The following is a 21,766-nucleotide window of genomic DNA, read 5'->3' as shown; positions in this document are numbered from 1 at the left end:
GTCGAGGTTTTGGGATTGAGATATTTATCCTCTTTTTTTGGCGAAGGTATTGATATAACAACGGTTTTGCTTCTCCCACCAATTCTCAGGAACTTGAGCATCTAAGCTGAGGAAGACATCGGGTACTATGGAAGGCTGAAGATCTGTATAGTAAACGCCGACATTGGCTTCGGCGAGAAAAGTTTGACCTTGTAAAGAACTGTAAAGAGAGCCAACTAAAAGGCGTTGTTGTTTAGCAGAGGCAAAATTATCCACAGGCGTGTCATTTTCAGTGATTAACTGGTTAGCGTCTGGTACATAATAATCATCATTATTGATTAAAAATTGCTCAACCATGAGTTTGTTTAGTAATTAAAAGTGATATCTCTAGGTTAGTAGATGAGGGAGATACAGGAGCTTGGTTTATGTACAACCGTGACAGAACAGTCGTTAAACAAGGAGGTTGTACAAAAATGTGTTTAGTATAGCAACAGACATATCGTTTAGGACATCGTATTTTGATTAAGAGGGAACAGGGAACAGGGAACAGGGAAATGTCCTAACAATTGTGGCAACTGCTATAGTTATGACTCCAAGCGTTTCCTGCTTTCATCTGGCAAATGTTTCCAGAGGCGATACGCTTTGCGTCAAGCAAGCGGGCTTATCGCCCAAATAACGCAAACAACGCTTTAGGGTGTCAGATCAGAATAGGCAATATTGTTCTTGACTCCCGTTTTAGGTGCAATTCTTGTAACAATATGTTTATAGGGAGTCGGCAAAGTAGTTCTCTCCCTTGGAAAAACCGCCTATGCTTACCCAAGATAAACAACAACGCAACTGGAAACCCATCGTCAAGCAATTTGAGGCTGTCGTTGGCAAAAATGGTGTCGTACAACGCCGCGAGGAACTCATCACATACGAGTGCGATGGACTCACCAGCTATCGCGAACGTCCAGCTGTGGTGGTGTTACCGAGGACGACAGAACAAGTTGCAGAGATTGTGAAGATATGCGATCGCCACTCCATCCCCTTCATAGCACGTGGTTCTGGTACGGGTTTATCTGGTGGGGCGTTGCCAGTGGAAAATTGCGTGTTGATTGTCACTTCTCTGATGCGGCAAATACTCAAGGTAGATTTAGAAAATCAACAAGTTATCGTTCAGCCGGGAGTGATTAACAGCTGGGTAACTCAAACGGTGAGTGGTGCTGGATTTTACTATGCTCCTGACCCTTCCAGTCAAATCATTTGCTCAATTGGTGGTAATGTCGCAGAAAACTCTGGTGGCGTACATTGTTTAAAATACGGTGTCACAACCAACCACGTTTTGGGATTGAAACTCGTCCTTCCTGATGGTTCGGTTGTTGATGTGGGAGGACAAATTCCTGAAATGCCTGGTTATGACTTAACAGGTTTGTTTGTTGGTTCCGAAGGGACGCTAGGAATTGCCACAGAAATTACGCTGCGAATTCTCAAAAGTGCTGAATCAATTTGTGTACTTTTAGCAGACTTTACGAGTATTGAAGCAGCAGGTGTTAGTGTTTCTGATATCATCAGCGCGGGGATTATTCCTGGTGGTATGGAAATTATGGATAACCTCAGCATTAATGCTGTTGAAGATGTGGTGGCAACAAATTGTTACCCCCGCGATGCTGGTGCTATTTTATTAATAGAAATTGACGGTTTGGCAGTAGAAGTTGCGGCAAATAAACAGCGGATTGCAGAAATTTGTAAAAAGAATGGTGCACGGAATATTACAATTGCGAGTGACCCAGAACAGCGCTTAAAATTGTGGAAAGGAAGAAAAGCTGCTTTTGCGGCAGCAGGTCACGTCAGCCCAGATTATTATGTACAAGATGGTGTAATTCCTCGCACTCAGTTACCTTATGTACTAGAACAAATTGAAGCATTAAGTCAAAAATCTGGGTATCGCATTGCTAATGTATTTCATGCTGGGGATGGCAATCTTCACCCATTGATTCTGTATGATAATTCTATTCCTGGTGAATTAGAAAAGGTGGAAGAAGTCGGCGGAGAAATTCTTAAGCTATGCGTGAAAGTTGGTGGTAGTATTTCTGGTGAACATGGTATTGGTGCAGACAAAAAATGTTATATGCCAGAAATGTTTACTACTACTGATTTAGAAACTATGCAATGGGTAAGGCAAGTTTTTAATTCCAAAGGTTTGGCAAATCCAGGTAAGATTTTCCCAACACCGCGCACTTGTGGTGAGGCTGCAAACGCTACGGGTGAGATTGCCAAAAAGTTTGAGGCCGTGGAAAAATTTTAGCTTACTGCCGAATCGCCAGAAGATTACCTATAATGTAGAAACAAGTATTACATAAGAGTGACAAAAATAGCATTTTGACGCTCCCACGGCGATGTTTTCATCGCCGTGGGATTATCCCTTCATCCAGTCAACTTGTCTAAACGTAGTTAGAGGCTCTGCGGCTAATTTTTACACCATCACAATATCCATCTCCCCCCTTAAACCCTCTCCTAATAGCCTTTTTGTTTGTAAAATTACTGGTGTGATTTCTGCCAAGGGTACACTAGTGCACTGGGTGCTGCCTAAACGGTTTTCTTATGCTGACACTCCTGATGTCAATACGCTTGGGATAAGAAATTTGCTCGTGCTCCCTGCTTGCCTTGCTCCAGCAGGGAGCACGCTTTGCTCGGGAGCAGGGTTCGGAAGAGGCACGATGCCCGCTCCGCTTGGGTGCGGGGAGAGGGGGAGAAACTGATCGGCGTGGATTGGTTCTCTCCCTTTCTCCCTGCTCCTGTGCTTCTTCTCAGGAGAGGGGGAGAAAGTTATTCGCGCCGGATCAGTTTTCTCCCTTGCACCCCGCTCCCCGCTCCTGTGCCGCCTCAACAAATAAATGTCTTAACTCAACTGTATTGCTCCTGATGTTGTTGATTTAAGACTGTAACAGCAAATAACTCAAGACATCCTAAACCATTTTTCTTACAAGCTCTAACTAATGAAAAAAGTTACTATTACTCAAATTTGTACATATAGCTTGATAGGGTTAACGTCTTTCTTTGCTGTGTTAAGTATAAATACGCAGGTCTTGACTCAGACAGTAAAAAGCTCCAACACTCCACAAAAATCTCTTCCCTCTGATTTAATTTGGCCCACTCAGGGAATAATTTCTCAGGGTTTTCGCAAATATCAACATGAAGGAATTGATATCGCAGGAGCAACTGGTACTCCTATTGTTGCTGCTGCATCTGGTACAGTGCTCAAAGCTGGTTGGAACGAATGGGGACTAGGGAATGTCGTAGTTCTTGAGCATCCCGATGGGAGTATTACAGTTTATGGTCACAATAGTCGCCTTTTGGTGAAACAAGGTCAACAGGTTAACCAAGGACAAGTCATTTCAGAAATGGGATCGACAGGTAATAGTACAGCACCTCACCTACATTTTGAAGTGCGTAAAAACCATCGTTTGGCTGTTGATCCTTTGACGGCATTACCGTCTTTGATTGCAGGAAAAATTCCACAACGGCAGATGACAAGTCATACAACTGTTGCTTTCCAAGCAAATCACGAAATTAGTCAAGTCTCTGGTGCGCAGACACCACAGCAAGTTTCATCTTCGCAACCAATTCCAGTGGCTGTTGGCTCTCAGATGGCTGATACTAAATGCAATGGCACTACAGTGATTGAAGGCGAAACAGCAAATCTTTCTGTGAAAGTCTGTCAGGAAAATGGTCAGTTGTTTTATATTGGGCAATTAAAGCAAGACTCAACCCAGCCTGTACGCCTTCCTGCTAGGAGTGTTGGCAGTTCTCAGTATCGAGCAGACAATGGTAGTTTTTCCTATGTTGTTAGTTCTGACAAGGTAGAAGTTTGGCGAAATGGTGAGCAGGTACGTTCTGATACTTTTTCCTTTTCAAAGCAGTTTGGGAAATAAGGTTAGATTCTCTACTCTTGTAAATACTACAGATACATTTGCTTTTTTGGGGTGATGCTGCTTTAGAGCTGCTTGTGAAGAGGCGATCGCCTAGAGTGCCTGCTCTTTTAGGGTGATGCTTTTTTTGAACCGCCTTTGGAGAGGTAGCCGGAGGCTTGAGGCTTTGCATACAGCATTCTTCAGCACTTTTTTTACAAAAATTATATTTTCTTAACTATGATCTCAGTGAAAATCCTTTACTATAAAGCGTAGTCTAAGTTACATTAGACAGACTCACCAAAAAACGAAGTAAAACTCTGCATTTGTGAATTTTCCAGTATAAAGGAGCTGACTGTGGAATATCTTGCTTATTCTTTGATGGATAGTGCCTACGCAGAGGCGACTAAAGATACAGAATTCAGTCTTCCAGAATTGAAACTGAAATTCAACTGGAACAGAAATTTCAAATCTGCGTGGTTAACTTTCGCGCTCATCGGTACGTTGTTAGCGATTTTAACTCAAGCTCAAACAGCAACAGCCGCGTACAAGGGTCCAGGAAACAACTATTATGTTCAGACAAAAGGGAGTGATCTCTTAGTTCGCAAAGGTCCTACCTCATCAAGTGCGACTGTTGCATCTTACCGTAATGGCTCACGACTTCCACGAGTCGTAGGATACGCAAATGGATTTGCTAAGCTATCCAATGGTTATTACGTTGGTGCTAATTGGATTGGCAACAAACCTGGCAAAGGGTACACCCGTGGTCCTGGTGTTGGTGGCCCTTACACTTTGAGTTTAGGTTCTCAAGGTTCTGCTGTAGCAAAACTACAAGAAACTCTGGGACTCACACCAACCGCATATTATGGTCAAATCACAGCAGATAAGGTCAAAAACTATCAGCGAAAAAATGGTTTACTTGCAGATGGAGTGGCTGGACCACAAACCTTATCCGCTTTGGGAGTGTATTAATTACAGTATTTTTTGTAAGGCAGGCATTACTCACTAATATCTCACAATGTCCATTAGATAACTTTTGTGAGCAATGCCCAACGCCAGATGCTAACTCCTGCACCAGACGCTCTTGCAACAAGCCGGGAAACCCGGATGCCCTATGGCTAACGCCACGCCTTACGGCTATCGGGGAAGACCTGAGCCCTATAGCTAACGCCACGGCTGCGCCTAACGGGCACGGTTCCGTGCCGAACGGTCTCGCTGCGCTTTAGACCTCTGGTCGTGCGCTTTGCGCATACACCAGACGCCTAGGTCGGGAGATCCTCCTGCAGCGCTAGCTCTCCAACGCACTGGCTCCCCTACGATTTGTGGTCTATTTATATGAAACCGCTGTAAAAAAGAATTTTTAGGCTCACAGAGTTTGTATGCAACAAAGCTGTTAGCAACACATATTTTTCTTGGTCAATATTTTCCTGTCTGTTTGAGTCAAGCGGACAGGGATTTTTGTTTTTGAAAAATTCACTTGAATTTCTAATTTCGTTCTATACTCTGTCACAATTTATATAGACCAGTAAAGTTCTACCTAGACAAAATCTAGGCAAGAGCACAAGAAAACTTCTATACTCACCAAATGACTTTCAGCACAAAGGAGAAGATTGTGGAATATCTTGCTTATTCTCTGATGGATAGTGCATATGCAGCGGTAACTGCAGATACCGAATACCATCTTCCTGAATTTAAACTCACTATTCCAGGGCAAAAATATTTCAAATCTACATGGTTAAGTTTCGCGCTTATCACTGCTTTCTTGGCAATTTTTGCCCAATCTCAACCAGCAACAGCCGCCTACTACGGTCCTGGTAGATACTCTGTGAGAACTAACGGCAGCTGTCTTAATGTACGTACAGGTCCGAGTACATGCTATCGCTCTGCCAAATGTAACTCCAATGGCTCACCATTGCCAAGAGTTGTAGGATATAGGAATGGATTTGCTCGGTTGTCTACAGGTAATTACGTTTCTGCTAATTGGATTGACACCCGCGCTAACAAAGAATACACTTCTTCCGGTGTTCCAACACAAGACACTTATAATAATGGGATTGGCGGTAGCATCACTCTTAGAAAAGGTTCCCAAGGTGATGCAGTGGCACAACTTCAAAGAAGTTTGGGCAATGTTTCAGTCACTGGATACTATGGTTCGTTAACTCAAAGAGCAGTTAGGAACTTTCAGGCAAGAAACGGCTTACGTCCAGATGGAGTGGCGGGACCTGAAACTCTTAGTTATCTTGGGTTCGGCAACATTAGCAGCAGACCATCTTTAGATTATCCTCCGTATCCTAACGATGGTTTTGGCGCTAGAGGCTACTCTCCGTATTATAACGACAGCTATAGCCGTAACATAACTTTAAGAAGAGGCTCCAGAGGTCAAGCTGTGGCAGAACTTCAAAGAGCTTTGGCTAATGTTCCAGTCACTGGATATTACGATTCTTCAACTGAAAGAGCAGTCAGAAACTTCCAGGCAAGTCTTGGTCTTCGTCCAGATGGAGTAGCCAGATCAGAAACTCTAAGTTATCTGGGAGTGGGTAATGTTAGCATAAGACGATATTATCCTGGAAATTCTGGAAATTATAGCTATTCTGGGTATTCTGGTATTAGTGTTGGTGGTCCCTAATTGCCAAAATGCTCTTGAGGTGAGGTTGATGTTTCTGGGGAAAGCAGCAAGTAATTTTGCACAATTTGTAAGATTCGCTTTGCTGCATGACCATCGCCAAAGGGATTAATCGCGTTTGCCATTGCTTCATAAGCAGTAGAATCAGAGAGCAATTGGGCTGCAGTCGCAAAAATGTTCTCGGTTTGAGTTCCCACTAGTTTAGCTGTACCCGCAGTGACTGCTTCAGGTCTTTCTGTTGTTTCTCTCAAAACCAGAACTGGTTTTCCAAGACTGGGTGCTTCTTCCTGTAAACCGCCAGAGTCGGTAAGCAAAAGGTGCGATCGCATAATCGCTCCTACTAATTCAGCATAATCTAAAGGTTCTGTTAAAAAAACGCGGGGATTGTTTCCCAATAGTGTTTGCAAAGGTTCTCGCACTATTGGATTGCGGTGCAATGGTAGTAGTAAAGCTGTGTCAGGGAACTTATCCAGTAACTGTAAAAATCCTTGAGCAATATCATGCAGTGGTTCTCCCCAATTTTCACGACGGTGAACTGTTGCCAGCATGACACGATATTTTTCCCATTCTAATCCAGGTACATTACAAGCAGGAACACTTGCAGCCACAGTTAACAGCGCATCAATCACTGTGTTACCCGTCAGGTAAATTTCGCCCAAAACGCCAGAACGTTCCAGATTTTCCACTGCCAAAGGTGTTGGCGCAAAGTGCAATTGAGTTAGTTGAGAAATCAGCCGCCGATTAGCTTCTTCCGGATAAGGATTAAATAAGTCATCCGTCCTTAACCCAGCTTCTACATGTCCTACAGGGATTTTTTGATAGAATGCAGCCAAAGCTGCGGCAAAAGCTGTAGTCGTATCTCCCTGCACTATGACTAAATCTGGCTTACTTTCTTGGAATAATCCTTCCAAACCTTGTAAACTACGGCAGGTGATATCACTCAGAGATTGCTTTGGTTGCATAATCTCCAAATTATGATCAGCTTTGAGGTTGAACAGCCGCATCACTTGCTCAACCATCTCGCGATGCTGTCCTGTCAAAATAACAGATGTGTTCAGACTTGAGGAATTTTGGAAAACCTGAATGACTGGAGCTAGTTTGATTGCTTCCGGACGAGTACCCAATATAATGTAAATTTGCTTTTTAGTCATTAGTCAATTGTCATTAGTCAATTGTCACTAGTCAATAGTCATGAGTCAATAGCTATCATCCGGAAATGACAAAGGACAAAAAAGGCATGAAAAAACCCGGCTGAACCGGGCAGATGTACTGTTTGTCGAATTGAGCAGTGATAGTTAGTGTTTAATTTCACAAGTTAATGGGCAAGAAGCATAAACGGCGATCGTTTGAATATTCTCTGTTTCTCCATGCAGCCAGCTCAACCATTTGATTTCGCTCGGATGAACTCCTTTAAGAGTCAGGGCTGCAGCAGCCATTACAACTGCCATCACATTAAACATGATTAAACCACCTGCAACAAGCAAAACCGCACTAACAGGCATCACTGATTGTAAAACAACTGACAACAGACATCCGACCGTAGCCATCAAGACAACCAAAGGAAAACCGATAACTAACAAGCATACTGCCAATGTAAAAGTCCATATTAAGAAACTTTTCATCATCAACAAAGAGTGTGTCTTACTTAAATTAGATGTTTGAGACAAAGCCATGACTTTTTCCCTATTAATACAAAATCAACAAAACAAAGATTCAGGTTGAGAAATCTCTAGCTCATTCATGAGCGGGATCAACAATTAAAGATTTAGTATATAAAAACCTATTCATAAAATGAGCGTTTTTTTAATAAACTTTACACTTAATCTTTTGCAATTATGTGAGCAAATCTAATCCTTAGTTTGATAAAAAACCTGTTCTTGACATCTATCTTTAGGCATATCAACTAAAAAGTAATGATTTTAAAGGTTTTTTGAAATTCGATTGCTTCTAGTGTGCTTAACATTTCTTATCAAAGTAAGGAAAGTTCCTCATAATTCACAAATGATCTTGAACCAATTAGTAAGTTGGTGATCCCCAGCCAGATGGTTTGTCGTTTATGCAAATGACAAGACTTTTGAATTTGTTTACAAAAGTCAAAATTTCCTTCTATAAATGTCACCAACTCCCAGTGAAATGGCAAAAATTATTTGTGAGAGAATATAAGTATTGAGAATTATGAATTATAAATATTAAGACTCTTTAACATCCTTTTAGGCATATATTGTTAATTCTGAATTGATCATTATGGTCGCGTAACGTGCCGGTAAGCCATACTTTGAATCCCCCTGTATGCACAAAACACACGCAATCATGCCTATGCCTATGGCTTGTGGGCACGCCCTCAGGCGCAATTCGTAATTCCTGCGTAGGAGGCAGGGCACGCTTTGGGGAGTGTAGAGCACACAGACGCAGGCATACAAAGCAGCGTGTCCCGCAGAAACTTAAGTTTAGCGTCTTCTAAGGAGAAGGGAGTCACACGCGCTTGACATCCGACAAACCACTTTTACCTCAACTGTTTAAAGGCATTGCGCTGTTTACACCAGGAGGAGATTTAATTTACTGCATCGACCCTAGTAAGCAAGGTCGATGGCATTTGCATTTGTGCGTTACGTTGCAGGAAATTCTGGATTTACCAGAACCGCCTCATTTTCTAGTACCTTGCTACACGGCGACTATAGACCATTGGTTAAATCCACGCACTCAACAAATACAAACTTTCGCCGAAGCTTATCCGGCAGTTATGCGACATCAAGCCGTCCTGAACGCTATTTTTGGGACTGACGATCTAGCATGGCAATCTGCACCTTGGCAGGAGGGCTTGTGCGATCACTTAGTATTAACAACATATCGCTCTACATTTCCCCAGCTTTGGGAAGACCACGACTTAGTTGTGCGGCTTGATCTTTGGGATGTAAATCCTTCATATTATCAACCAACAATGTCCGCCCAACAACCCCAACCAAAAACAAAAGGTTATGTTCTCCGCCTATTTGTAGCCGGACATAGTGCTGCTACTGAACGTATTTTACATAATTTACACGAACTGTTAGAAAAAAATCTTGGCAACCCTTACACACTGAAAGTGATTGACGTTTTAACGAATCCAGAACAAGCAGAATCCAATCAAGTTTCTGCGACTCCTACCCTTGTTAAAGTTTGGCCTCATCCGATTCGACGCATTGTTGGAGATTTGGATAATGTAGAGAAAATTTTACAGATGTTAGCTGCTCAGGAAAATTCATAAATAAAGTAAAAAGAAATAATTTATTTCTTTTTACTTGCTTGTTTTCACTTGTAAGAACGGCTCACTTCTTCTAACTGCCTGATCTCATCATCGCCCAATCTCCAACCTAAAGCGCCTGCATTCTGTTTTACCTGTTCCGCTGTTTTCGCCCCAGCAATAGGAATAACGTTTCCTTGAGCAATTAACCAGTTCAGTGCAACTTGGGCAGGAGTACGCCCGTGTATTTCTCCCAGCTTGCGTAGCAAAGATATCACAGGTTCAATTTTCTGCAAGCCTTCTTTATTAAAACGGGAGTCTATCCTTCTGCCATCTTTGAGATTCTTGGCGCTATCAGCAGTGTATTTACCAGTCAGTAAGCCTTGAGCCAAAGGACTATAAGCCAAGATTGTCACACCTAACTCACGCGCAGTTTTGAGAATACCATTGGTTTCAATCTGGCGAGTGAGCAAAGAATAACGGACTTGATTCACTGCCAAAGGTACACCACGGGCAGCTAGTATTTGGTGTGCTTGCCGCATTTGCTGTGCTGAGTAATTACTGACACCGATCGCCTCAATTCTCCCCCGCTTCACCTCATCAGCCAAAGCATTCATCAAGGTTTGTTGACTCATAAAAAACGTAAAAGGCCAATGAACCTGATAGAGAGGAACTCGCTCTAGTTGTAAACGTTTGAGACTATCTGTGAGAGCATCAGCAACAGACTGACCGAAAAATCGCCAAGGAAAAGGACCATATTTGGTCGCAATTTGTACCTGTTGGTCGGTTTTCTTTAAGAATTGTCCCAAAAATTCTTCTGAAACTCCCAGCCCATAAACTTCAGCTGTATCAAAGAAGGTGACACCAACTTCTAAAGCTGCACTAAAAGCTGCTTGCAATTGATCTGCACCGTAGTTATTGCCATAATTCCAAAAGAGCTTATCACCCCATGCCCAAGTCCCAATGCAAAGGGGTGTAACGGTGGGACCATTTTGTCCGAGTGTGATGCTTTCCACGTTTCCAAAATTACATTTCTTTACATTTCTTTACTTTTCAGTGTATTGCAAAATTTATCTCAAAATATCTCTCAGAATGTAGAGAGATATTTTCATCTTTGCTGGTGCGCAAATGCCTATCATGAGTGCCCCAAGGATTCTCTTTGTTATAAATTTTTAGTGAAAAAGTAGCTATGGCAAGCGGCGATTTATTCGATTCTCCAACAAATTCCTTGGCAACACCAAAAGTCAATCTGCTAACCATGTTTCGGCTTGGCTTATTTCAGATGGGGCTGAGCATGATGTCTATCCTAACTCTGGGGGTGCTTAACAGAGTGATGATTCAGGAAATAGCCATTCCAGCAACGCTGGTGGGAGTGGTGCTGGCAATACAGTTATTTGTTTCTCCTTCTCGCGTTTGGTTTGGTCAAATATCCGATGCCAAACCACTATTTGGCTATCACCGTACAGCTTATGTTTGGGTGGGAGCAGCAATATTTGCTGTCGCTTCATTTTTAGCCGTGCAGGTGTTGTGGCAACTGGACGCTGTGGTTGTTAGTGGCTGGGTATGGACAACCCAAACAATCGGGTGGATTTCTCTTCTAGCTTTAGTATTTGCTTTATACGGTTTAGCAATTTGTGCTAGCAGTACTGCTTTTGCTGCTTTGCTGGTTGATATTTCTGAAGAAAATAACCGTTCCAAAGTTGTTGGTATTGTTTGGTCGATGCTGATGGTGGGGATTATTATTGGGGCAATTATCAGTGCCAGCTTGCTCAAGCAATCAACTCCCGAGACACTACAAGCATCAATTAACAAATTGTTTATTGTTGTTCCGGCAATTGTTTTTGGGTTGGCGATGGTGGCTACTTTGGGTGTGGAGAAAAAATATTCTCAGTACACCACTCGTTCCACAGTGACTAATCGAGAAGACAGCATCAGCCTTGGCAAAGCTTGGCAAATATTAACAGCTAGTCCGCAAACAGGTGTATTTTTCACCTTTTTAGTGGTGATGACATTGGGCTTATTTATGCAAGATCCAATTTTAGAACCGTATGCAGGACAGGTTTTTCGGATGCCTCTAGCAGAAAGCACAAAATTGAACGTATTTTACGGCATAGGTGTACTGATTGCCTATGGTATCGCCGGCTTTTTCATTGTGCCCCGTTTGGGCAAGCAAAAAACTGCACGCTTCGGCTGTATGTTAGTGGCACTGTGTGCAGTTTTACTTGGGATATCAGGATTTTCTGCTAATCCAGCGTTGCTGAAGCTAGCTTTGCTATTGTTCGGTTTGGCAACTGGTATCTTAACGACTGCCGCAGTTACCTTGATGCTAGATCTTACAGCAGCTGAAACTGCTGGCACATTTATTGGTGCTTGGGGACTCGCGCAATCTATAGCCAGAGGAACAGCGGTGGCTGCAGGTGGTGCCATTTTAGATGTGAGTCGTAAGTTTCTGCCTAATCTGGTGCTAGCCTATGGACTAGTGTTTGCTCTAGAAGCGGCAATCCTGCTGCTGGCGATTTCGTTTCTAAACCGGGTAAATGTGAGAGAATTTCAAACAAATGCCAAGCAGGCGATCGCATCAATTTTAGAAAGCGAACTAGATTAGTTTTGTTTCGCGCAAAGACTGCAAAAAATCTTTGCGCCTTGCTGTCTTTGCGTGAGAATGAAAGTATGACTGAATTTTGGACAACGATTCTCGATTTTGCCCAAACCACCACTGCCAGAGTGGGAAACCACTTAATTCAAGACTTTGGGCAAGTACAGGCTTCGCAAAAAGCAGATGGCACTTTGGTAACCCAAGCCGATAAATGGGCAGATCAGGAAATACGAAATGCGATAGCATCTACTTTCCCTGATCACGGTATCTTGAGCGAAGAAGATGATAAGATTTTCCGTGGTACCGAATGGTGCTGGGTAATTGACCCTTTAGACGGTACAACTAACTTTACTCGTGGAATTCCTATTTGGTCGATTTCCCTGGGTTTACTGTATAAAGGCACACCCATTTTTGGTTATGTTGCTGTCCCGCCATTGCGAGAAGCTTTTCACGGCTACTGGGGAGGTGTACCTGAGTTAGAACTACCTACTGGAGCTTTTCGCAATTACCATCCTATCCATAGCAGCAATGATGATCCGAGTGGAAATCACTTTTTTAACCTCTGTTCGCGCAGCATCTCAGTTATACAAAAAGACTTTCCCTGTAAAATTCGGATGTTGGGAGTTGCTAGCTATAACTTCTTGACGGTTGCTGCTGGCGCGACACTGGGTGGTGTTGAAGCGACACCAAAAGTTTGGGATATAGCAGGTGCTTGGGTGATTGTTCAAGCAGCAGGGGGAAGCTGGCGATCGCTCAAATCAGAGCCATTTCCTTTAATAGCACAACAAGATTACACGACTCGCTCTTTCCCAACATTGGTTGTCAGTCGAAGAGAATTGCTTCCGATTTTTGCTCAGTTTGTCGAAAAGGTAAAGATTTAAGGCAGAACTCGAAGGTTAATAAGCTAAAGGTGCACATTAAGAAGAACACATAGGTCAGAACTTCGCAGCTAAGAATATATTCCCATAAATAATATAGAGTGCAAGTCACGACTTCAGAGTGGTGGTCTAAGATTTTATTTGGACACCTTTTTTTCTTGGGCTGTGCGTCTTATTGAAAATCTTTTTTCTGTTTACACCAGAAGTTGTGGACTTGTACTCTTTATTAATTCTCTGTCCTGAGTTTTGAGTCCTGTTAGCGTAGCCGGGCAAAGCCCGTTCTGAGTTCTCTATTCGGTCACTCATCCTAGAAAAAATTCTTCTAGAAATGGATAAAACTCATTTGCCAAAAACTCAAACTTTTCTCCAATACCATCAGGAGAGCTTATTTTAAATCCTCTACCATCACGCCAATTATATTTATTACTTGGAGTATAAGTCAGGTGAGCCATCCCTTCTTTGTAGTACCCTGATAAAACCAGAGTGTTTATTTTTGGGAAAAATTGTAATCTAAAATTTTCGGAAAAATGTCTTCCTTTGAAAGTCACAGACAAACTTTCAGTTTCAATTTTTTGGCAAAATAATTGAAACTGAATTGTTGGGAAAACCAAAGCCGCAATCTTAGCAGCTTCTTCATTAATATCTGGTTGTATAGTGTAAAAAGTCTTTTCTAAAGCTGTAATAGACGTCATATTTTCCTTTTTTGATAGATTTCTCTGATATGCGTTAAACTCTCCCAAGTTGCTCAACTCCGGTTGAGCTTGTTTGAAACTCTGACTAAGATCTTGTATCTATAGTAGTAATTTTTGTATATCTAAAGTATGAATTTTTAATAAAATAACAGAACTTATTAATCAACTACCAGCACAAGTTAATAAGGTTTTGATAAATACTCCTTCGGAGTGTGCCGCAGGCAGCGAAGCTAAGCGGTAGTACTGCTTCTTGTATTTTTTTCTTTTTCGGCGAAGATAATCTTCCAGTTATTGTTAATTCCCCTGTGCGTCTGTGGTGTTAGAAAGAATAAAGTCTGCTATTCGCTTATTTTTGCGTGTAGTAGGCTCATCTGGCGGACTAAGTAAAATAGAACGCTGAATAAATTTTTCATTCTTGAGGCGACGGGCAACACGGTCTGGGATACCATAGCCATAAATGATATGTCCCCGTCCGGCTAATACGATAACTTGATAGTTTTGGTGGGCTTTGACAAATTGAGCAATACCATCTGCCATCGTTTCGTCCCATACAACTTGTGCTTGGAAAAATTTTTCAATTTCTCCACTGTTACGATGATTTGCGGCTTGATGCTGTTGAAAGACTGATTGCAAGTTTTTGCGATATTCTTGGTTATCTGTCTTAATTTCTGATAAAGGAGGAATAAATTTCCGTTCAGATGGTGTTAAGCCTTCTAAGCCTTGTTGAGCAACTTTGCGGCTGATTTCGGAAGGAGTGCTTAAGGCGATAACGGAAAGTCGTTTTTCTTTTGCAAACTGAATAATTGGTGCATAATTCTCCCAAGGAAAGCCCCAGCGTTTTTCATATTCACTTTTTTTTACCAGTTCTTCTTCTGTAAGTTTCCCTGCTAGATATTGATTGACAACATCTTGTAGTGGTCGTTGAAACATTTCCATTGCAATGGAAATGTTTGGATTTTGATTGTAAAGTTTTTCAAGAATTTCTAGCTGCCTTTTATGGTCTTCTGAATTGTCATGAATTTCCCCTAAATAAACAACATTTACTTCTTTTAGCTCTAATATCATTTTTTCAAAGCTAGGGAAATAATTTATTGGGTTTCCACAAGTTTTCTCCCAATTTGGGATTTGCTCCTCAAACACTTTGCTTGCTACAACTCCTCTTGAAGGAAATAAAACAGTTTTCGGTGGGCAAGAATTTTTTAGTTGTTGAGGATAAGCAGGCAAGGTGCATAGGAGAAAGTAAAAAGTAAAAGGCAATAGGCAAAAAAATAGTTTTTTCTTTTTTCTTTCTTTCGTTTTTTTTCGGAAATGCCTTTGTCTGTCTGTTACTATTTGTACTAATGTCTGTAAATTAGTTTTTAGAGACTGTGTCATTTTTTTAAGTTTCATGCTGACTTAACGATTTTGAACATTTATTACCACTTTAGGAAGAGGTAAAATGCAAGGAATCTGGCTCGAAAATAATCAACTTCAATTACGAACTAATATCCCTATTCCCGAACCGCCACCAGGAGAAGCTTTGGTGCGTGTTCTCTGTGCTGGTGTCTGTAACACTGATTTGGAACTGAAGAGAGGTTATTATCCATATACTGGTATTCTAGGACATGAGTTTGTCGGTGTTGTTGAACAAGGACCACAACACTTAGTCAACCAGAGAGTAGTAGGAGAAATCAATGCTGCTTGCGGGAAATGTCGATTTTGTCGCAGCGGACAACCGACTCATTGCGAAAATCGTACTGTCCTTGGTATTGTCAACCGCAACGGAGCTTTTGCTGAATACCTGTGTTTGCCAACAGAGAACTTGCATCCTGTACCTGAAAATATTCCTACAGAAGTGGCAACTTTTACCGAACCTTTAGCAGCAGCGCTGGAAATTCAACAGCAGGTACAGTTACATCCAGATGACCGCGTGCTTGTTGTTGGTGATGGTAAGCTAGGACAACTTGTGGCGCAAACGTTAGCTTTAACAGGCTGCGATCTGTTGGTTGTGGGGCGTCATCGAGACAAGCTTGCTCATTTAGAGGCACGGGGTATCAAAACTGGCTTTGCTGATACAGTGACTGATAGAGCTTTTGATATTTCTGTCGAGTGTACTGGTAACTCGGAAGGGTTTGCGCTTGCTCACCGTGCCTTGCGTCCACGGGGAACTCTGGTACTCAAAAGTACTTATGCTGGGAAACTAAGTTTTGATGCCTCTTCTTTAGTTGTGGATGAAATAACTCTCATTGGTTCCCGTTGTGGTCCTTTTGCACCTGCACTCGAACTGTTGGCACAAGAAAAAGTTGACGTAAAATCTTTAATTAATGCTCGTTATCCTCTGAGTGATGGACTGGCTGCTTTTGAACGCGCTCAGACAAAAGGTGTTTTAAAGGTGTTATTAGAAATGAGTGAGCAGTAGCCGTTGAATGTTCCACTGCAACACCCAAATCGAACAGACAGAGGTGAAAAAATGCAAATTGAACAGACAGAGGTGATGATTTCCACGCCCGACAGACGGATGCCTGCCTTCTTGTGTACACCTGCTGTTGCTGATCGCAAGAGCGCTGTTCTCCTCCTAATGGAAGCCTTTGGCTTAACGCCACACATTCGAGACGTAGCAGCCCGAATTGCAAACGAAGGTTACGTGGTTCTCACGCCAGATCTCTATTATCGCGAGTTGCCCAACAACAAATTCGGATATGACGAGGTTGAGCAAGCCAGGGCTATGATGTTCCGCCTCGATTTCGGTAAGCCGATGGAAGAGGATCTTCGGGCAGCGTTGGCTTATGTTAAGTCACACCCAGATGTGTATCCAGATAGAGTCGGCGTGACTGGGTTCTGTCTGGGTGGCGGACTGAGCTTTCTGAGTGCCTGCAAGTTCTCGGACGAAATCGCGGCAGCTGCTCCCTTCTACGGTGTGGTTTTAGATGAGTGGATCGACACTGTGACAAACATCACAGTACCCGTATACTTGTTTTTCGGTGATGCCGATCCATTTATTCCTAACGAACGCGTTCAACAAATCGAGTCTCGATTCAAGGAACTGGGGAAAGAGTACACGTTGAAGGTTTACAGTGATGCCGATCATGGGTTTTTCTGCCACGAGCGTTCTTCTTATAACCGCTTAGCTGCCGAAGACTCTTGGCGCGAGCTAACATGGTTCTTGAAAAAACACCTGCACAAAACCATTTAACAAAGTGGTTTGTGTTTGTCAAGTTGATAAAGTTTGATAAGATTCCCTGTTCCCTGTTCCCTTATAAATACAACCGAAACAATTCCTAATAAAACATAGGATTAGTTATTGGTTGATAGTCCATACAACTTATTGCTTCTTCGGTGTTGGCGACAGAGGGACGAACAGTGCATTTAAGATGGTAATCATTAGTAAAATATTGGCAGCCTGTACAAGGAATTTGATGCATTTGCTGCGCTTTACCAACACTGTCTCGCGCTGCTGTCCACAGACTCCAGACAACAAGAAAAATTAAGCTCCATGCACTCACAAAGCAAACAGGGATGAGCACCGGCTGAATCAGATGAATGATGTGAAAAAATAGTTGTAACACGACAAATCCTAACGAAAGTTACAAGTCATAATTTTTTAGTTAGGAGTTAGGAGCTATTTGTTTTGACTGCTGACAAATTACCTCAACTATTAACTTTTTTTGCTCCTAACTACTGACTTAGTAAAGTATCCAGTTAAACACCAGCATGACCAATTGCTAACCCCGCAACGAGCATCCCGAAAACGAGAAATGGTTGGGCACTTGCTTGGTATTTGACATCATTTCCCAGTGGGTCGCGTAGGAAATACATATCCTGGAAGGTGATTTGCGGAATGACAAGTAGTATGAGAATTGCTGCATACAAGTTCTCATGGATGTAGACCAAATAAGCCGCGATCGCCACTTGAAAAACATCAATCATGACTACGCAAATCCACGCAGCAGTGGTGACACCAAACATCACAGGAAGTGATTTTAATCCGAACTTGCGATCGCCTTCTATACTCTTGAAGTCATTGACAATGGCAATGCCCAAGCCAGCCAAACTATAAACCACAGTCAGAACAACAATTTTCCAATTGAGTTCACCAAACAAAGCATGACCAGTACACCAAGGTAAGGCTATGTAACTAGCACCAAGGGCATAGGTTCCTAACCAACCGTTCTGTTTTAACTTCAGAGGTGGTGCGGAATAAATGTATGCTATGAAGGAACCCAATATGGCAGTCACAGTAATCGTGAGAAAGTCATGACCTGCCCAAACATCCAGAACAAAAGCTAAACCAATACCACCAACAAGTAATACTAAAATCTGCGTGATTACCTGGGGTAAGGGAATTGCTCCGGAGGGAATTGGGCGATATGGTTCGTTAATCGCATCAATTTCGCGGTCATAGTATTCATTCAGGGTTTGCGTGTAACCCGTCATCAAAGGTCCTGCTAGCAACATACACGTTGCTGATTTCAGGACATTTTCCAGAGTCCATGTGTACTCGCCGGAAGAAGCCGCACCGCAAACGACGCCCCATATTAAGGGAATCCAAGTGATGGGTTTCATCAGTTGCAGGCGGATTTTCCAAATTGAGGTTTCTCCAGACGCTGCACCTTTCATACCTAGCAGTTGCCTTGTTTTGGCACTACGATCAACAGCAGCTTTGACTTCCTCTGTTGGTGTTACCGAGTTTAGTGCTTCTGGTGAATCTGGATCTGGAGTAGTGGGAGTTGATTTAGACATAAGTCGTACTTGCTTATGAGTTGTTGCTTCGCCAGTTATCAGTTATCAGTTACCAGTTATCACTGTTTACTGTTCATTGATAACCCTATGGCTAACGCCACGCCTTACGGTGAGTCCAGCGCTGCGGGAGGGGAGCCAGTGCGTTGCGGAGAGCAGCGCCTTGCGGGGGTTCCCCCCGTTGTAGCACCTGGCGTTCTCCCTCCGCAGGCGACTGGGGAACCCGGAGGGCTATCGGGGAGAACCTGAGCCCTATGGCTAACGCCACGGCTGCGCCTAACGGGCACGGCCCCGTGCCGAACGGTTCCGCTGCGCTTTAGACCTCTGGGCGTGCGCTTTGCGCATACGCCAGTTGCCTGCGGAGGAGCCAGTACTGATAGCGTAGCGTGGCACGAAGTGCCATAGGAGGGTTTCCCTCACGCTTGTTCTGTCGTTGGAAACTCTCCTATGGCACTGGTCTGACTGTTCACTGTTTTAGCTCCTAACTTGCTTAGAAAGAGATGATCAAATATTGGTTCTGAAACTTTGCACCAGTTACAGGTTTCCCACTTAAGGCAGGAGGGAGGAAGATATTACGCCGTTGATCTCCTGCTTCCACGGTGACTTCTGGACCAAATGTAGTCAGTTTAACCTGCTTTTTGTCAAAGCCAGGTAAGAATAAGCGAACCTGGCGAGTGTTAACGTCTATTTCTATAGGTTTAGGAGCCTGTACCGCTTGTGCTGCAAAATTAGGTAGGGCATCGATCAGCGGTTGCCAGTCACCCCCTTTGGCTTCTGGAACAACACTCACTGGCAGGGGAGCAAATTCCTGTGTTAGGTTTACGCTTGTGTCAGAAGAAACTTGCAGCACACCGCCAACAATCAGACCAACTTGTTGGGCACTACCCCAGATATAGCGGGCTGTAGCCACTTCCACAGGGTCATTGGTCGTCACGAGGAAAGCAGCAATGCGTTTAGGATCGCTAAGGGCAGCTTTTGCTTTGTCTAACAAATTATTGACTTGGTTGGTGGGTTGGGAAAAGTTATCTGCTGTCCAATTCACATTGAAAAAGGTGCTAATGAGTGGTTGAATGAAGGGTGATTCGGAAATTCCTTTTCCAAAGTCGGAATTGATAAACAATTGGCGAAAGCGTCGCACGTACCAACTAACAGATTCTGGCATTCCCAACACCCGTAGAGTGGAAGAGTCGCCTGATCCATCATAGATAATCGCGTCATATTTGCCGCTTTCATCATATTGACCAATGGCATTCAGGGCGAGGGCGCTATCCATTCCAGGCAAGACTGCCAGTTCTTGACCGTAAATATCTTTTAGGATGGGTGTGCGCAGGTATTGTGCCTCCAGTTTTTTCACCTCCTCCCAATTGCGTTCTAGCAGGACTCCTGTTTGGAACTGCACGACTTGCAGATTGGCAGCAATTTCTTGGGGTTCAGGACCAACAGTTACTCCCAGCAGGATTGACATTGCTGGTTCTGCTTGTCCAGCTAGGAGAACACGCTTTCCTTGACTTGCCAATAGTTTGGCTGCGGCGATCGCAATTTTTGTGCGATCGCTACTCCCTTTGCCCAAAAATGTCAGTATCAGGGCCATTACCTTGATTCCTATTTTTACTGCTAGTTTTTTCAATTCCAACTTAGCACTCAGCTTCTTTTGGCAGCTTACACCAAAGTTCTGATACCTGCGCACCGCACAAAACTCAAAATTCAAAATCACCGATAGCGTTTGCGCAGCGTCCCTCTTAGGGAGTAGCGTGCCCGTTAGGCGCAGCCGTGGCGTTAGCCATAGGGCATAGATTTGAGCCTCGCTCCGCGTAGACGCGTAGCGGCTTCTCGTAAGAGTGGAGCTATCGCTTACGGAGGAAACCTCCGCTCAAACTTCTCTCAAAATTCAAAAACACTTTCAATCAGATCTATCGCGAAGCGAGAGATCTTGAGCGCAGAGTGCACTACTCAAAGAACGCGACGGGTGAATTTTGAATTCCCCCAAAGGGGGTTGAGTTTTGGGCTACTGCTGAGGTTTGAGTTCATCTTCAAAAAACCAAGTGGCAAAATTATCCTCAAACTTGACCACTATGCCAACGCCGCTACTGTCGGTCATCTTGTAGCCTTGAATGATGCCGACTTGTCCTAGTCTTTTGACAATAGGGGCAGATACGCGATCGCGCAAACGAACGACTTTAACTTTTTGTCCGATTTCCATGCCAACTTACAACACAACAAACCAAGACTCAGTGTAGCCGAATCTGGACACCAGGGGGAGTGGGGAAAGATGGAGAAACTAACTAACCGATGACGACTGACTAAAATAAAATCAATAACTCAGCAGGTGTCAGCAGATGTTTGTGATAGCGCAACAGCCAGAACAACAGATACCGATGTCAAGCGATCGCCCTTCTTTCCCCAGAGGGGTTTTTCCAAAACCCCTCTCCCCAAATCTCCGATTTGGGGCAACCAAACTCCGTTTGGTTGGGGCATAGGGCGCGCCAAGTGCGATGGGGCAAAGCCCCCGCAATCATGCGATCGCAATTTTTGGTACAGCGGTTGCGATCATTGGGTATTGATCCACAAAGTTTAACTTAGCCCTTGCCAACTTGAAGTCAGAGGTAGCACCTGATGTATCAAACTGATCCACCCCGTCCACCACAGGAAGTTTTACCAACGATGTATGATTTGCCTAGTGAATTAGTGGGAGAACCCGGATTGCCAGATGAATTTCACATTTTTCAACCTAGACTACTCAGCGAAACCTGTCAACCTAGTAACTATCCCTCCGAGGAAATTTTAATTGCTACCGACTTAAATTTCTACTACGATCCTCGTCATCCATTGTGGTACAAGCGACCTGATTGGTATATGGTTTTAGGGGTATCTCGTGCCCAACAACAACAAGACTTGCGCTTGAGTTATGTGATTTGGCAAGAGGGAGTTGCACCATTTTTAGTCGTTGAGTTGCTTTCACCAGGTACAGAACAGGAAGACTTAGGACAAACTCTCAGGGAAGTCAACAAGCCCCCAACCAAGTGGCAGGTTTATGAGCAAATTTTACGTATTCCCTACTATGTTGTGTTTGACAGATACACTAATCAATTACGAGGTTTTCGTTTAGAAGGAACTCGTTAAGTAGGTCAACTTAATTAAATATAAGATAGAGATAATATTGTCGTTGTATGTG

Annotated in this window: 19 protein-coding genes and 2 pseudogenes; 11 read left to right on the top strand and 10 right to left on the bottom strand. The window is 43.3% G+C overall.

Annotated elements, in window-relative coordinates; genetic code table 11:
* Positions 1–51: 51 nt before the first annotated feature.
* Positions 52–336: pseudogene (locus AC5JM2_RS15415) on the bottom strand (Uma2 family endonuclease); the annotation flags it as partial.
* 451 nt (positions 337–787) lie between these two features.
* Between AC5JM2_RS15415 and glcD the strand changes: the two are divergent.
* From glcD to AC5JM2_RS15395, 4 genes are all read left to right on the top strand, one after another.
* Entirely contained in the window at positions 788–2,266 is a 1,479-nt protein-coding gene (glcD, locus tag AC5JM2_RS15410) for a glycolate oxidase subunit GlcD (RefSeq protein ID WP_495835754.1), read from the top strand.
* A gap of 691 nt (positions 2,267–2,957) precedes the next feature.
* Complete coding sequence (locus AC5JM2_RS15405; RefSeq protein WP_495835753.1) at positions 2,958–3,893, top strand: M23 family metallopeptidase; 936 nt, start codon at positions 2,958–2,960, stop codon at positions 3,891–3,893.
* 333 nt (positions 3,894–4,226) lie between these two features.
* On the top strand, positions 4,227–4,841 hold the full coding sequence (locus AC5JM2_RS15400; protein WP_495835752.1) for a peptidoglycan-binding domain-containing protein: 615 nt from the start codon (positions 4,227–4,229) through the stop codon (positions 4,839–4,841).
* Positions 4,842–5,481: 640 nt separating this feature from the next.
* Positions 5,482–6,495 carry a peptidoglycan-binding domain-containing protein gene (locus AC5JM2_RS15395; protein WP_495835751.1) on the top strand — a complete coding sequence of 338 codons (1,014 nt, stop codon included), beginning with the start codon at positions 5,482–5,484 and terminating at the stop codon, positions 6,493–6,495.
* On the opposite strand, the gene wecB is transcribed toward AC5JM2_RS15395, so the two are convergent.
* Positions 6,492–7,643 carry a non-hydrolyzing UDP-N-acetylglucosamine 2-epimerase gene (wecB, locus tag AC5JM2_RS15390; RefSeq protein WP_495835750.1) on the bottom strand — a complete coding sequence of 384 codons (1,152 nt, stop codon included), beginning with the start codon at positions 7,641–7,643 and terminating at the stop codon, positions 6,492–6,494. The two genes, AC5JM2_RS15395 and wecB, sit on opposite strands and share 4 nt — an antisense overlap.
* A 144-nt stretch (positions 7,644–7,787) precedes the next feature.
* Entirely contained in the window at positions 7,788–8,165 is a 378-nt protein-coding gene (locus AC5JM2_RS15385; protein ID WP_495835749.1) for a hypothetical protein, read from the bottom strand.
* Between the two features lie 809 nt (positions 8,166–8,974).
* On the opposite strand from AC5JM2_RS15385, the gene AC5JM2_RS15380 reads away from it, so the two are divergent.
* Positions 8,975–9,736, top strand: coding sequence for a circadian clock KaiB family protein (locus AC5JM2_RS15380; RefSeq protein ID WP_495835748.1), 762 nt, complete (start codon positions 8,975–8,977; stop codon positions 9,734–9,736).
* Between the two features lie 44 nt (positions 9,737–9,780).
* Here the strand turns inward: AC5JM2_RS15380 and AC5JM2_RS15375 are convergent, their stop codons facing one another.
* Entirely contained in the window at positions 9,781–10,728 is a 948-nt protein-coding gene (locus tag AC5JM2_RS15375; protein WP_495835747.1) for an aldo/keto reductase, read from the bottom strand.
* A 173-nt stretch (positions 10,729–10,901) separates the two neighbouring features.
* On the opposite strand from AC5JM2_RS15375, the gene AC5JM2_RS15370 reads away from it, so the two are divergent.
* Positions 10,902–12,317 (top strand): BCD family MFS transporter, encoded by a 1,416-nt coding sequence (locus tag AC5JM2_RS15370; RefSeq protein WP_495835746.1) that lies wholly within the window; start codon positions 10,902–10,904, stop codon positions 12,315–12,317.
* A gap of 65 nt (positions 12,318–12,382) precedes the next feature.
* Complete coding sequence (locus AC5JM2_RS15365) at positions 12,383–13,189, top strand: inositol monophosphatase family protein (RefSeq protein ID WP_495835745.1); 807 nt, start codon at positions 12,383–12,385, stop codon at positions 13,187–13,189.
* 299 nt (positions 13,190–13,488) lie between these two features.
* Here AC5JM2_RS15365 and AC5JM2_RS15360 read toward each other — a convergent pair whose 3' ends face one another.
* The gene (locus AC5JM2_RS15360; protein ID WP_495835744.1) at positions 13,489–13,878 is read right to left on the bottom strand and encodes a hypothetical protein; all 390 of its coding nucleotides are present in this window, start codon (positions 13,876–13,878) and stop codon (positions 13,489–13,491) included.
* Positions 13,879–14,172: 294 nt separating this feature from the next.
* Positions 14,173–14,943: a ChaN family lipoprotein gene (locus AC5JM2_RS15355; RefSeq protein WP_495835743.1), complete on the bottom strand. Its 771-nt coding sequence runs from the start codon at positions 14,941–14,943 to the stop codon at positions 14,173–14,175.
* Between the two features lie 373 nt (positions 14,944–15,316).
* On the opposite strand from AC5JM2_RS15355, the gene AC5JM2_RS15350 reads away from it, so the two are divergent.
* Together AC5JM2_RS15350 and AC5JM2_RS15345 are read left to right on the top strand one after the other, a co-directional pair.
* Positions 15,317–16,276, top strand: a complete 960-nt coding sequence (locus AC5JM2_RS15350; RefSeq protein WP_495835742.1) for an MDR/zinc-dependent alcohol dehydrogenase-like family protein — start codon at positions 15,317–15,319, stop codon at positions 16,274–16,276.
* A 51-nt stretch (positions 16,277–16,327) separates the two neighbouring features.
* Positions 16,328–17,050: a dienelactone hydrolase family protein gene (locus tag AC5JM2_RS15345; protein ID WP_495835741.1), complete on the top strand. Its 723-nt coding sequence runs from the start codon at positions 16,328–16,330 to the stop codon at positions 17,048–17,050.
* An 85-nt stretch (positions 17,051–17,135) separates the two neighbouring features.
* Here AC5JM2_RS15345 and AC5JM2_RS15340 read toward each other — a convergent pair whose 3' ends face one another.
* The 4 genes from AC5JM2_RS15340 to petP all read right to left on the bottom strand — a co-directional run bounded on the left by AC5JM2_RS15340 (position 17,136) and on the right by petP (position 20,794).
* Positions 17,136–17,423, bottom strand: a complete 288-nt coding sequence (locus AC5JM2_RS15340; RefSeq protein ID WP_495835740.1) for a hypothetical protein — start codon at positions 17,421–17,423, stop codon at positions 17,136–17,138.
* Positions 17,424–17,556: 133 nt separating this feature from the next.
* Complete coding sequence (gene chlG, locus AC5JM2_RS15335) at positions 17,557–18,597, bottom strand: chlorophyll synthase ChlG (RefSeq protein ID WP_495835739.1); 1,041 nt, start codon at positions 18,595–18,597, stop codon at positions 17,557–17,559.
* Positions 18,598–19,084: 487 nt separating this feature from the next.
* A complete protein-coding gene (locus AC5JM2_RS15330; RefSeq protein ID WP_495835738.1) occupies positions 19,085–20,185 on the bottom strand; it encodes a Get3/ArsA fold putative tail anchor-mediating ATPase NosAFP in 1,101 nt (366 codons plus the stop codon).
* 414 nt (positions 20,186–20,599) lie between these two features.
* On the bottom strand, positions 20,600–20,794 hold the full coding sequence (gene petP, locus AC5JM2_RS15325; protein ID WP_495835737.1) for a cytochrome b6f subunit PetP: 195 nt from the start codon (positions 20,792–20,794) through the stop codon (positions 20,600–20,602).
* A 126-nt stretch (positions 20,795–20,920) separates the two neighbouring features.
* Here petP and AC5JM2_RS15320 point away from each other — a divergent pair, with 126 nt between their 5' ends.
* The gene (locus AC5JM2_RS15320) at positions 20,921–21,169 is read left to right on the top strand and encodes a hypothetical protein (RefSeq protein WP_495835736.1); all 249 of its coding nucleotides are present in this window, start codon (positions 20,921–20,923) and stop codon (positions 21,167–21,169) included.
* Positions 21,170–21,207: 38 nt separating this feature from the next.
* A pseudogene (locus AC5JM2_RS15315) lies at positions 21,208–21,711 on the top strand (Uma2 family endonuclease); the annotation flags it as partial.
* Positions 21,712–21,766: the final 55 nt, after the last annotated feature.

It is taken from the genome of Brasilonema angustatum (assembly GCF_059505445.1).
The sequence above is the reverse complement of the archived record's forward strand: the minus strand, read 5'-3'. Positions and strand labels throughout refer to the sequence as shown.